Genomic DNA, 11,497 nt, shown 5'->3' with positions numbered 1-11,497 from the left:
CGGCCCGGCGCACGGCCGACGCGCATCCGGGGCAGGCCGGGGCGCGTCCGGGCTCAACGGCCCTGCGGCTCCATCCCCGGTCTGCCCCGCACCGCGTACGTCGGCAGCCGCAGCTCGCCGAGGACGGCCCGGGGCAGGCTCAGCCCGAACCGCCGCCCGACCACGCCGAGGGTGCGGCGGCGGACGGCCGCGGGCGGTTCGTCCCCGGGCCGGCGGGTGATCCCGTCGGGCTCCAGGACGCCCGCGGCGACCAGCTCGGGCACCAGCAGGTCGGGCTCCCGGCCCCAACGCCAGCGCTCCTCGGCGAGGCCGAACCCGCACAGCACGGCGCCGTCGCGGGCGTAGTCGAGCAGCGCCGGCGGGTGGTCCGGCATCGAACGGAAGTGGACCACCTCGACCCCGTCGCGCGCTATCTCGGTGAGCCGCTCGCCGCCGGTGGAGTCGCCGTACTCGACCGCGAAGGACCAGTCGCCGGACTCGCCGACCCGGATCACGCCGTCGCCGTCGTCGCTCGGGCGGAACACCTCGATGTCGAGGTCCCACACCTCGGTGCCACTGAGCGGCCCGGCCGCGGCGGCCGGATCGGCGCCCATCCGGCGGGCGAGCTCCTGCGGCGGTATCCCCCGGGCGAACAGGACGCCGTCGACGGAGCGCCCGGCGTCCGCGAGCCACCGGATGCCGTCGTCGCCCCCCACCCCTTCGGTACCGTCCGTCATGACGCCCCCTCACCTCGCGCCGGCCTGCGGTGGCCGGGCCGCCGGTCCGCACCCTAACCGACGCCGCTGACACCGGCGGTCCCCGGGCGCGTCCCGGCCGGGCAGCTCAGCACCCGTCGGAGGAAGGGCAGTTCACCGGGGACCGCCGGAAGGCCGCGCTCAGGCGCCCCGGCGCGTCAGCGCCCTGCGCATCAGCACCGCGTACACCGCCGCCGCGACGACCATGCCGACCGGCAGCGCGAGGTCCGCGCCGACGAGCGCGGCCACCGGCCCGGTGTACAGGGTGTCCACGCACAGCGCGGCGCCGGCCACCCCGGCCGCGAGGGCGAGCGCGCCGGCCGGGTTGACGCCCGCCCGGTACCAGAAGGTGCTGCCCGGGGTCTCGTCCGTGAGCGCGCGGCCGTCGTAGCGGTTGCGGCGCAGCAGGATGTCGGTGGCGTAGATCGCGGTGCTGGGGCCGAGCAGGACGACGGTCAGCTGGAGCACGTTGCTGACGGTGTCGAGGAAGTTGGAGACCAGCAGCGCGTACAGCGTGAGGGAGACGGCGACGGTGCCGTCGACGAGCACGCTGAGGGTGCGGCGGATCCGGATGCCGACGGCTTGCAGGGCGAGGCCGGCGCTGTAGGCGGTGAGCGCGTTGACCGCGATCGTGCCGACGACCAGGGAGAGCAGGAAGACCGGGTAGAACCAGCCGGGCAGGATCTGCTGGAGGGCGGCCTGCGGGTCCGTCATGTCGACGGCGCTGGCGGCGAGCACGCCCAGGCCGCCGACCACGACGCTGGGCAGGAGGCCGCCGAGCGCCGTCCAGCCGAGGACGGCGCGCGGGGAGGTCGTGTGCGGCAGGTAGCGGGAGAAGTCGGCGCTGGTGGTGTAGGACAACGGGCCGGAGGCGATCAGGGTGACGCCGGCCAGGACGGCGGACCACAGGCGGGTGCCGGAGAGCGGTTCGGCGGGCGCGTAGCCGAAGTCGGCGTGCCGGAGCACCACGTACCCGACGACGGCGAAGGCGGCGGCGAGCGCCAGGGTGATCGGCAGGTAGAGCCGGAGGATCGCGGCGTGGCCGTAGACGCTGATGGTGAGCGTGACCACGACGATGGCGACCACGATGGCGATCTTGATCGGGGTGGTCGGGGTGATCCCGGCCTGTTCGGCGAGCGAGAACGCGGCGACGGCGGCCGCGGCGAGGTTGAGCGCGAAGTAGCAGACGGAGATCATCCAGCCGGTGACCGCGTTGTTCACGCGGTTGCCGAGGACGCCGTACATCGCGCGGGTGATGACCTCGCTGGGCGCGCCGGCGGCCGGCCCGGAGACCGCCAGCAGGCCGGTGCCCAGCCAGAACAGGTTGCCGACGACGACCACCGCGAACGCCTGGAGCAGGTCGAGGCCGGCCAGGACGAGGGCGCCGCCGACGACCAGGTTGAGGTAGTTGACGCTGGCCGCCGCCCAGACGGAGAAGAGTTCGCGGGCGCGACCGCGCCGTTCCGTCTCGGGGATGTGGTCGATGCCGTGGACCTCGACCCGGCCGGCCCGCTCCTGCTGGAGCGGTGCCGCGGCGCGGGTGTCGGGATGGGGGTGGTCCGGGAGCGTGGACGCCATTGGGGGCCCTCCGTGGGGGTGTCGTGCCCACCTGCTTGCTTATTGGTCGCACACTCAATAGCATCCGGCACATGACGTCAAGCGTTCAGCGCAAACGGGTCCGCAAGTCCCCCGAAGACCGGCGGGCGGAGATCGTCGAGGCGGCGGCCGCCGTCGCCCTCACCGAGGGCCTGGAGTGCATCACGCTGCGCAGGATCGCCGAGCAGCTCGACGTCCGACCCGGCCTGATCAGCCACTACTTCCCCGCCGTCGAGGATCTCGTCGCCGAAGCCTTCGGCAGCGCCGCCACCACCGAACTGGAGACGCTGCTGCCCGCCGACCCGCCCGACGGGTCGCCGCTGCACCACCTCGCGCGGTTCTTCGCCCGCGCCACCGGGCCGGCCTACGACGACATGAGCCGACTCTGGATCAACGCCCGCCACCTCAGCCGCTACCGGCCCGTCCTGCGCGAGCGGGTCCTGGAGCAGGAGGCCGGCTGGCGCGGACGGCTCAGCGGCGTCGTCGAAGCGGGCGTCGCCCAGGGCGAATTCCGCACCGAGGACGTCGATGTGACGGCTCTTCAGATTCTGGTCGTGATCGACGGCCTCGCCGTCCACGCCAACACCGGTCTGCGCAACCACCCGTCCGCCGTCACCCGGCTCGCCGTGGCCACCGCCGAACGTGAACTCGGCCTGCCCGACGGCGCCCTCACCTGGAAAGACTGACCCCTCCACCCCACGACTCCCCCACCCCGCACCACCGCTGGAGCCGCTGTGCGCACCTCCCTCGTCCTCCTGTCCGCCCGCCTGCTCGACCCGGCGACCGGCGATCCCCTCCCGCAGACCGCCCTGGCCGTCGCCGACGGCCGGATCGCCGCCCTCGGCGACGACCGGGAGATCCGCCGACTCGCCGACGCCGCCACCACGGTGATCGACCTGAAGGGCGCCGTCGTCACCCCCGGGCTGGTCGACGGGCACCTGCACCCGGTCACCGGCGCCGAACTCACCCACGGCCTCGATCTCTCCGGCTGCACCGACCTCGCCGGGGTCCGCGCCGCCCTCGCCGCCGGGGTCCGCACCCTCGCCCCCGGCGCCTGGCTGCACGCCTGGGGCCTGGACCCGAACGTCTTCGGCGACCGGCCGGTGGAGTCCGCCGCGCTCGCCCCCGTCCTCGACGGCGTCCCGGCGCTGCTCCAGCTCTTCGACGCCCACTCCATGCTCGCCAGCCCGCGCGCCCTGGAACTCGCCGGCGTCGACGGCCCCCGCAGCTTCGCCCAGGCCGCCGAGGTGGTCTGCGACGCGGCCGGCCGGCCCACCGGCCTGCTGCTGGAGGACGCCGCCTGCGAACTGGTCGAACGCGCCGCCCCGCAGCCCACCCGGGCCGAACGCCGCGACCGCCTGGCCGCCGCGCTGTCCGCCATGGCCGCGGCCGGCCTCACCGGCGGCCACGCGATGGACGCGAACGGCGACAGCCTCGACCTCTACACCGAACTCGACGAGGCGGGCGACCTGCCGCTGCGGCTGCGGGTCGCCCCCTGGTGCCAGCCCGGGGTGGACGCGGACGGGCTGCGCGCGCTCGTCGAGCAGCAGCGCCGGGGCGGCCGGCTCTGGCGGGTCGACGGCGTCAAGCTGTTCATGGACGGCACGATCGACAACGGCACCGCCTGGCTGGAACGCCCGGACTGCCACGGCGAGTCCACCCACGCGTTCTGGCCCGACCCGGCGGAGTACACCCGCGTCATCGCCCACCTGCACCGCGCCGGTGTGCCGACCGCCACCCACGCCATCGGCGACGCCGCCGTCCGCCACGCGCTCGACGCCGTGGCCGAGGCCTCGGCACAGGGCCCGGGGCCGACCGCCGCCGGGGCTCGCCCGGTCCGGCACCGGATCGAGCACATCGAGACCGTCCCGGACTCCGTCGTGCGGAGCTTCGCCGAGCTGGGCGTGATCGCCTCCATGCAGCCCACCCACTGCTGCGACTTCACCCGGGCCGACCACACCGACAACTGGTCCCGCCGCCTCGGCGAGGAGCGCGCTGACCGCGCCTGGCGGTGCCGCGACCTGTGGGACGCGGGCGCCACCGTCGTATTCGGCTCGGACTGGCCGATCGCGCCCTACCCTCCGCTCGGTGTGATGGCCGGCGCCCGCCACCGCCGCCCGAGCCGCGACCTGACCCAGCCGCCGCACAACCCCGGACAGGCGCTCACCGCCCTGGAGGCGCTGCGGGCGATGACCGTCAACGCCGCACACGCCGCCGGGGAGGAGGAGCGGGCGGGCCGGATCGCCGTCGGGCACCGCGCCGACCTCACCGTCCTGGCCGCCGACCCGCTCACCACCCCCGCCACCGAGCTGCCGGACGTCCCCGTGCTGCTCACCGTCCTGGACGGCCGCCCGACGCACCGCGCCGCCGCGCTCTGACCCGCGCGGGTGGGGCCAGGGCCCCGCCCGCGCGTGAACCGGGGGTTATCCCCCCGGGAAACCCGGCGGCCGGCCCCAGCGCGCCGCGCCCCCACCTCGGCCGATGATCTTCTCACCGAGCTTTCGGGATAACAACGTTGAGGAGCAATCATGACGACGGCGAACAGGCGGCGGATCGGCCGACGCGGACTGATCGCGGTGACGGCGGCGGCCGCCACCGCCGCCCTGCTGGCCCCGGCGGCCTCCGCCGCCCCCGCGGCGGACGGCCAACGGAGCACGGTGGTCCGCGCGTTGGAGCGGGCCGCGCACCCGCTGCGGTCGACCGAGCCCGGCGGCCGCACCGGCGACCTGCGGGCGCTCGGCGCGATGGTCGGGGACGCCAAGGTGGTGGGCCTCGGCGAGGCCACGCACGGCTCGCACGAGTTCTTCGCCATGAAGGAGCGGGTCTTCCGCTACCTGGTCGAGGAGAAGGGCTTCACCACCTTCGCCCTGGAGATGAGCTGGTCGGCGGGCCTGAAGATCGACGGGTACCTCCAGGGCGGCGGCGGGGGTGACGCCCGCCAGATCGTCAAGGATGCCCTGGGCCAATCACCTTGGGAGCGCGAGGAGTTCGTCAGCCTGATCAGCTGGATGCGCGAGTACAACCGCCAGCACCCCCAGCGCCCGGTCCACTTCCTGGGCGACGACGTCGGCGCCCCCAGGCTCGGCGACGAGGTCTTCGCCCGGGTCGACGCCTACCTGCGCAAGGCCGACCCCGACGCCCTGCCGCGTGTGGACGGGCTGTACGCGGGCCTGCGCCCGCTCGACGACACCATCGCGTACATCCAGCGGCCGGTGGCCGAGCGGAAGGAGAACGCCGCCAAGGCGCAGCAGGCGCTGGACCTGGTCACCGCCGCCAGGGGCGCCGGCGGCGAGGAGTACGAGTGGGCCGTGCAGCACGCCCGCATCATCGCCCAGACCTTCGCCTTCGCCACCTTCGACCTCGCCGACCCGGCCTCGGTGACCGCCTCGGAACTCCTCCGCGACCAGGCCATGGCCGACAACACCGCGTGGTGGCAGCGCCGTACCGGCGACCGGATCCTGCTCTCGGCGCACAACGGGCACGTCGGCTACCTGGCCAGCAATCCCGAGATGTACCCCAAGACACAGGGCGCCTTCCTGCGCGACGCCTTCGGCCCGGAGTACCTGAACATCGGGTTCACCTTCGACCGGGGCTCCTTCCTCACCATGGGCGCCGCCCTCGGCACCGACTGGGAGAAGACCACCGTGCCCCCGGCCACGCCCGACATGAACGAGTACACCCTGGACCAAGTCCGCGGCCAGGACTACTACGTCGACCTGCGCACGGCCCCGCGCACGGTCCGCAACTGGCTGGACACCGCCCGGCCGGTCTACGAGGCCGGTTCCACGTTCGAGAAGGACCCGCTGCCCACCCTCGCCCTCGGCCGGGCCTACGACGCCCTCGTCCACCTCCACCAGGTCCGCGAGGCCGACAAGCTCTGAGCCCGGCCGGCGGGCGCGATGGGCCGGCCCGCCTCAGGCCGATGGGGCGGCCGTGTCCGGGAAGGCCCGGTCCAGCAGCGCGCCCAGGGCGGTCCGGTCCTGGTCGGAGAACCGCTCCAGCGCGGTCAGGCCGGACATCAGGTCGGCGCGGATCAGCCGGACGGTGTGCTCGCCCTGGTCGGTCAGGGCGATGTTCTTGACCCGGCGGTCGACCGGGTCGGGTTCGCGGCGGACCAGGCCACGGCCCTCCAGCCGGTCGACGATGCCGGTGACGTTGGAGGCGTCACAGGACAGCAGGCCGGCGAGGGCGCGCATGGAACGCGGCCGGGTCAGCAGGCTGAGGGTCTTGCCCTGCATCAGGGTCAGCCCGTGCCCGGAGGCGGCGGCGGCGAAGTGGCGGTAGTAAGCGGCGGCCACCCGGGCGAGCTGATCCATCAGCTCGCCCGGCGTGGCCGGTGGGTCCGGCCGGGGGTTCTGGTGCACGGTATCGAGCATAGGCAGATTGCTTGACATCCTCAACCATTGAGGTTTACCGTCCACGAATGCTTGAGGTCATAAACCATCGACGACCTCAAGCCACCTGGAAGGACCACGAGCCCTCATGAGCCACACCCCCGACGCCGCCTCGGAAGCCACTCCAGGCGCCACTCCGGACACCGCCGCTCCCGAAGCCACCCCGGAGAACGCCGCCCCGGAGAACGCCGCCGCCACGGTCGCCCGCCTGCGCGCCGCCTTCGACACCGGCCGGACCAAGCCGCTCGCCTGGCGCCAGGCCCAGCTGGCAGCACTGCGCTCGCTGCTCACCGAGCAGTCCGAGGCGTTCCTCCAGGCCCTGCACGAGGACCTCGGCAAGAGCACCGCCGAGGCCTACCGCACCGAGATCGGCTTCACGCTCAACGAGCTCGACCACACCGTCGCCCATCTGGAGCAGTGGCTGCGGCCGAAGCCCGCCGCCGTGCCCGAGGTCTTCCAGCCCGCCGCGGCCCGCGTGGTGCGCGACCCGCTCGGCGTGGTGCTGATCATCGCGCCCTGGAACTATCCGCTCCAGCTCGCCCTGGCCCCGCTGGTCGGCGCGCTGGCCGCCGGGAACGCGGCCGTCCTCAAGCCCAGCGAGCTCGCCCCCGCGACCTCCGCCGCACTCGCCCGGCTGCTCCCGCGCTACCTCGACCCGGCGGCCGTCGCGGTCGTCGAGGGCGCCGTCCCGGAGACCACCGCGCTGCTGGAGCAGCGCTTCGACCACATCTTCTACACCGGCAACGGCACGGTCGGCCGGATCGTCATGACCGCCGCCGCCCGGCACCTGACCCCGGTCACCCTGGAGCTCGGCGGCAAGAGCCCCGTCGTGGTCGAACCCGGCGTCGACCTCGCGGTCACCGCCCGCCGGATCGCCCGGGGCAAGTTCCTCAACGCCGGCCAGACCTGCGTCGCCCCCGACTACGTCCTCGCCATCGGCGCGAGCGCGCCCGCGCTGGAGGCCCACCTGGCCGAAGCCGTCCGGGAGTTGTACGGCGACGACCCGGCGGCCGGCCCCGCGTACGGCCGGATCGTCAACGAGTGCCACTTCGACCGGCTCACCGCGCTGCTCGGCGACGGCCGGACCGTCACCGGCGGCACCCACGACCGCGCCGACCGCTACCTCGCCCCGACCGTCCTCGCCGACGTCTCCCCCGAGGCCCCCGTGATGCGGGCGGAGATCTTCGGCCCGATCCTCCCCATCGTCGCCGTGCCCGACCTCGACGCGGCGATCGCCTTCATCAACGAGCGCGACAAGCCGCTCGCCCTCTACGCCTTCACCGAGTCCGAGCACACCAAGCAGCGGCTGACCGAGGAGACCTCCTCCGGCGCGCTCGCCTTCGGACTGCCGGTCTCCCACCTGGCCATGCCCGAGCTGCCGTTCGGCGGCGTCGGTGAGAGCGGCATGGGCCGCTACCACGGCGAGTACTCCATCGACACCTTCAGCCACGCCAAGGCCGTCGTCGACAAGCCCCTCGCCTGACCGCTGCGCCCCTCCTCCCTCCTTCCCCTCCCCTCCCCTCCCCTCCCCGCCCCTCCCCTCCACCCCGACACCGAGCGAGCACCCTCATGACCACCATCGACCACGGCGCCGCCGTCGCCACGGAGACCGCCCGCCTCGTCGCCGCCCTCCGGGACGCCGACCCGACCACCCCGGTGCCCACCTGCCCCGGCTGGACACTGACCGACCTCACCCGCCACACCGGCAGTGTGCAGCGCTGGTTCACCGTGCTGCTCCGGCAGCGGATCCAGCAGCCGCCCCGCAGCCGCGAGGTCGACCTGCGGCTGCCCGCCGGGCCGGACGGCTACCCCGCCTGGCTGGCGGAGGCGGCGGCCGAGGCCGGCGCCGCGTTCGCGGAAACCGACCTCGACGCCCCGATGTGGGCCTGGGGCGCCGACCAGCACGCCCGCTTCTGGGTCCGGCGGATGCTGTTCGAGACCCTGGTGCACCGCGCCGACGCGGAACTCGCCCTCGGACGCACCCCGGTGATCGACCCGGAGCTGGCCGCCGACGGGGTGTCCGAGTTCCTCACCAACCTGCCCTTCGCCGCCTTCTTCGCCCCCGGGACCGCCGAACTGCGCGGCGCGGACCGCACCATCCGCTTCACCCGCACCGACGGCGGCGCCACCCCCGCCGGCGGTGACTGGCTGATCCGCCTGCGGCCCGACGGCTTCGGGCTCGACCTGGCCAGCCCGGACCCGGACGGCGCGGGCCCGGACGGCGCGGGCCCTGGCGGCACGGGCCCGGAGGCCGACGCGACCGTCCGCGCGAGCGCCGCCGATCTGCTGCTGCTCCTCTACGGCCGACTCGACCGGGCCTCCGCCCGCCTCGACCTGCGCGGGGACGAGGAACTGCTCGCCCACTGGTTCGCCAACTCGGCGTTCTGACCGGCCCGGGCGAGGAGCGGCGGCCAGGCCATCGCCCCTCGCCCGTACGGGTGATCGGCTGTCAGTGGCCGGTGCTAGCGTGCCGTTCCGTCAGCAGACGATCAAGGAAGGGCCGCATCAGATCGTGAACGTCACGCGCCACCAGGTCGCACCCCAGCGGATCACCCAGGCGCTGGAGGGCATCCAGGACCGGGTCCTCACCTGCTGGTACCGGATCCACTACGGCCGCCTGGCCATCAAGGAGATCCGGACGATGGGCGAGGAGCTCCTCGACCACATCGGCGCGCTCACCCTGGAGGACCAGCCGCTCAGCGGCCACCCCGCCCGCATCACCCTGGAGACCGCGGCCGAGTGCTCCCTCGGCGTGCTGTCCCTCGGCTGCTTCCCGCGCGGCGACTTCGAGGTCCCCTTCCCGTTCATCGGCGAGACGCTGACCAGCGACGAGAACCGCTTCGGCGACACCATCGACTTCGCCCCCACGGCCGCCACCTGGGTCGACGCCTTCGCGATGTGCGTGATCAGCGGCCTGATCTGGGAACGCCACCGCATGCTCGGCCCACTGCTGAAGGACGACTACGCGCCCTCGGTCCGCAACGGCTTGCCCCACTCGGACCTGGACTCGACCTCCGACCCGGCGAGTCTCGCCGAGCTGGACGCGCTCTGCTCCTACCTCCACGTCGTGCCGACCGCCATCTCACCCTGGGTCGCCCCCGGCCCCGTCCCCCTGCGCAAGCCGGACACCGAGGAGCGCACCGCCGCCGCCCGGGCGCTGGACGCCTCCGGCCGGCTCACGCCGGACCAGCAGCTGCTGCGCGTCCTGCTCGACGACGACCGGACGGCCTTCGAGCAGGCCCTCGCCGCCCGCCTCGACCAGCACCGCGAGAGCAGCGCTCCGGACGCGGCCCCGCGCAGCCTGCTCCCGGTCCTCCCCATCGCCCTGGCCGCACTCGCCGTCCAGGCGCACGGCTGGCAGCTCGGCACCTCCTCCGGCTACCTCCCGACGGGGCTCATACAGGCCCCGGAGCTCTGACCGCCCCTCAGACCAGCTCTCGACTCAGGTCAGCTCTCGACCGTGAAGGAGCGCGGGCGCGAGTTGAACCTGACCCAACGGCCGGCCGACACGCTGAACGCCGACCCGCCGGTGCAGTCCTCTCCCCAGTAGAAGCGGACGGTGCTGTCCGTCGCGTTGTTCACGCCCGACAGCGGCCCGTGTGCCTCCCTCGGCACCTCGTAGCAGCCGGGGTCCGGGTTGAGATACGGCACGCCCGGGCCGCTGCCCGACCCGTCGTGGAAGATCACGTTGTAGAACGTCAGAGTGCCCGTGGCGGCCTGGGCGGACGTGGGGACGGCCACGGCCACCGCCCCTGCGGCGATGAGAGTACCGATCGTCGTGACGAGGCGTCGCATGATGGACCTCCTGTGCGCACCGGGGCGCCGGGCGCGACCCGCGATCACGGCCAACGGTAGGGCTACGTACGCGAATCGTCACCGGCGTGAAGAAGCACGCGAGCGGCGTGCGGCGAAGACGTTAGTGTGACGAACGCTGGCTGAGTGAACTCCACGGAAGGACGATCATGCCCACCAAGACACTGCGGATTCCCACCCCGGACGGCCAGGCCGACGCTTTCGCCGCCTTCCCCGACCGTGGCGGGCGACACCCGGGGGTGCTGCTGTACTCGGACGCCTTCGGCCTGCGGCCCGTGCTGGAGGAGATGGCCCGCGAACTGGCCGAGCACGGGTACTACGTACTCGTCCCCAACCTCTACTACCGGCACGGCCCGGCACCGGTGCTCGAACTTCCCGCACGCATCGGAGAAGAGGACCGGCCCGCCGTCATCGCGAAAGTGATGCCCCTGATCGAGGCGCACACCACCGACCGCATCCTGCGCGACGCCGACGCCTACCTCCGGTTCCTCACCGCCCAGCCCGAGGTCAGCGCCGGACCGGTCGCCGCGATCGGCTACTGCTTCGGCGCCGTCCTGGCGATGCGCACCGCGACGGCCCACCCCGACCAGGTCGCCGCCGTCGCCGGATTCCACCCCGGATTCCTGGTCACCGACGCGCCCGACAGCCCGCACCGCCTCGTTCCCCAGCTCACCGCCGAAGTCCACCTCGGCCTCGCCGAGAACGACATGACGCCCGAGACCATCAGCGAGCTCAACCAGGCCCTGGACACCGCAGGCGTCGACCACACCATCGAGATCTACCCCGGCACCGTCCACGGCTTCACCATGTCCGACACCGACGCCTTCAACCCCACCGCACTGCAGCACCACTGGGACCGTCTCCTCCCCCTCCTCGACCGCACCCTCGCCAACACCTGAGGCTCCGGCCCGAGAACGCCGTACCGGCACAGGGCCCGACGGCCGGGTCGTCCGATCGGAT

The 11,497-nt window shown here is 73.7% G+C and carries 11 protein-coding genes; 7 read left to right on the top strand and 4 right to left on the bottom strand.

Annotation, left to right across the window (positions count from 1 at the left end; all coding sequences use genetic code 11):
* Positions 1–53 precede the first annotated feature (53 nt).
* The gene (locus tag ACIPLC_RS30225; RefSeq protein ID WP_400476201.1) at positions 54–716 is read right to left on the bottom strand and encodes a DUF6461 domain-containing protein; all 663 of its coding nucleotides are present in this window, start codon (positions 714–716) and stop codon (positions 54–56) included.
* Positions 717–875: 159 nt separating this feature from the next.
* Positions 876–2,312: a purine-cytosine permease family protein gene (locus ACIPLC_RS30220; protein ID WP_400476200.1), complete on the bottom strand. Its 1,437-nt coding sequence runs from the start codon at positions 2,310–2,312 to the stop codon at positions 876–878.
* A 71-nt stretch (positions 2,313–2,383) separates the two neighbouring features.
* Between ACIPLC_RS30220 and ACIPLC_RS30215 the strand changes: the two genes are divergently transcribed.
* From ACIPLC_RS30215 to ACIPLC_RS30205, 3 genes are all read left to right on the top strand, one after another.
* Positions 2,384–3,016: a TetR/AcrR family transcriptional regulator gene (locus tag ACIPLC_RS30215; RefSeq protein WP_400476199.1), complete on the top strand. Its 633-nt coding sequence runs from the start codon at positions 2,384–2,386 to the stop codon at positions 3,014–3,016.
* A 48-nt stretch (positions 3,017–3,064) separates the two neighbouring features.
* A complete protein-coding gene (locus ACIPLC_RS30210) occupies positions 3,065–4,708 on the top strand; it encodes an amidohydrolase (RefSeq protein WP_400476198.1) in 1,644 nt (547 codons plus the stop codon).
* Positions 4,709–4,858: 150 nt separating this feature from the next.
* Complete coding sequence (locus ACIPLC_RS30205) at positions 4,859–6,211, top strand: erythromycin esterase family protein (RefSeq protein WP_400476197.1); 1,353 nt, start codon at positions 4,859–4,861, stop codon at positions 6,209–6,211.
* A 33-nt stretch (positions 6,212–6,244) separates the two neighbouring features.
* Here the strand turns inward: ACIPLC_RS30205 and ACIPLC_RS30200 are convergent, their stop codons facing one another.
* Positions 6,245–6,694 (bottom strand): MarR family winged helix-turn-helix transcriptional regulator, encoded by a 450-nt coding sequence (locus ACIPLC_RS30200; RefSeq protein WP_400476196.1) that lies wholly within the window; start codon positions 6,692–6,694, stop codon positions 6,245–6,247.
* 118 nt (positions 6,695–6,812) lie between these two features.
* Here ACIPLC_RS30200 and ACIPLC_RS30195 point away from each other — a divergent pair, with 118 nt between their 5' ends.
* From ACIPLC_RS30195 to ACIPLC_RS30185, 3 genes are all read left to right on the top strand, one after another.
* Positions 6,813–8,207 carry an aldehyde dehydrogenase family protein gene (locus tag ACIPLC_RS30195; RefSeq protein WP_400476195.1) on the top strand — a complete coding sequence of 465 codons (1,395 nt, stop codon included), beginning with the start codon at positions 6,813–6,815 and terminating at the stop codon, positions 8,205–8,207.
* An 86-nt stretch (positions 8,208–8,293) separates the two neighbouring features.
* Positions 8,294–9,112: a maleylpyruvate isomerase family mycothiol-dependent enzyme gene (locus ACIPLC_RS30190; RefSeq protein WP_400476194.1), complete on the top strand. Its 819-nt coding sequence runs from the start codon at positions 8,294–8,296 to the stop codon at positions 9,110–9,112.
* Positions 9,113–9,236: 124 nt separating this feature from the next.
* A complete protein-coding gene (locus tag ACIPLC_RS30185) occupies positions 9,237–10,142 on the top strand; it encodes an immunity 49 family protein (RefSeq protein ID WP_400476193.1) in 906 nt (301 codons plus the stop codon).
* 29 nt (positions 10,143–10,171) lie between these two features.
* On the opposite strand, the gene ACIPLC_RS30180 is transcribed toward ACIPLC_RS30185, so the two are convergent.
* Entirely contained in the window at positions 10,172–10,519 is a 348-nt protein-coding gene (locus tag ACIPLC_RS30180) for a hypothetical protein (protein WP_400476192.1), read from the bottom strand.
* A 167-nt stretch (positions 10,520–10,686) separates the two neighbouring features.
* Here ACIPLC_RS30180 and ACIPLC_RS30175 point away from each other — a divergent pair, with 167 nt between their 5' ends.
* Positions 10,687–11,436: a dienelactone hydrolase family protein gene (locus ACIPLC_RS30175; RefSeq protein WP_400476191.1), complete on the top strand. Its 750-nt coding sequence runs from the start codon at positions 10,687–10,689 to the stop codon at positions 11,434–11,436.
* The last annotated feature ends 61 nt before the right edge of the window (positions 11,437–11,497 follow it).

The sequence above is a fragment of the Kitasatospora sp. NPDC086801 genome, from assembly GCF_044745805.1.
In the GTDB taxonomy this organism is placed as follows: domain Bacteria; phylum Actinomycetota; class Actinomycetes; order Streptomycetales; family Streptomycetaceae; genus Kitasatospora.
Note: the sequence above shows the minus strand (reverse complement) of the source record. Positions and strands in the feature narration are given on the sequence as shown.

Excerpts from the sequence above, each read along its gene's own strand:
- ACIPLC_RS30220 (WP_400476200.1), bottom strand. The coding sequence starts at position 2,312 with ATGGCGTCCACGCTCCCGGACCACCCCCATCCCGACACCCGCGCCGCG.
- ACIPLC_RS30195 (WP_400476195.1), top strand. The coding sequence starts at position 6,813 with ATGAGCCACACCCCCGACGCCGCCTCGGAAGCCACTCCAGGCGCCACT.
- ACIPLC_RS30190 (WP_400476194.1), top strand. The coding sequence starts at position 8,294 with ATGACCACCATCGACCACGGCGCCGCCGTCGCCACGGAGACCGCCCGC.
- ACIPLC_RS30225 (WP_400476201.1), bottom strand. The coding sequence starts at position 716 with ATGACGGACGGTACCGAAGGGGTGGGGGGCGACGACGGCATCCGGTGG.
- ACIPLC_RS30175 (WP_400476191.1), top strand. The coding sequence starts at position 10,687 with ATGCCCACCAAGACACTGCGGATTCCCACCCCGGACGGCCAGGCCGAC.
- ACIPLC_RS30215 (WP_400476199.1), top strand. The coding sequence starts at position 2,384 with ATGACGTCAAGCGTTCAGCGCAAACGGGTCCGCAAGTCCCCCGAAGAC.
- ACIPLC_RS30205 (WP_400476197.1), top strand. The coding sequence starts at position 4,859 with ATGACGACGGCGAACAGGCGGCGGATCGGCCGACGCGGACTGATCGCG.
- ACIPLC_RS30180 (WP_400476192.1), bottom strand. The coding sequence starts at position 10,519 with ATGCGACGCCTCGTCACGACGATCGGTACTCTCATCGCCGCAGGGGCG.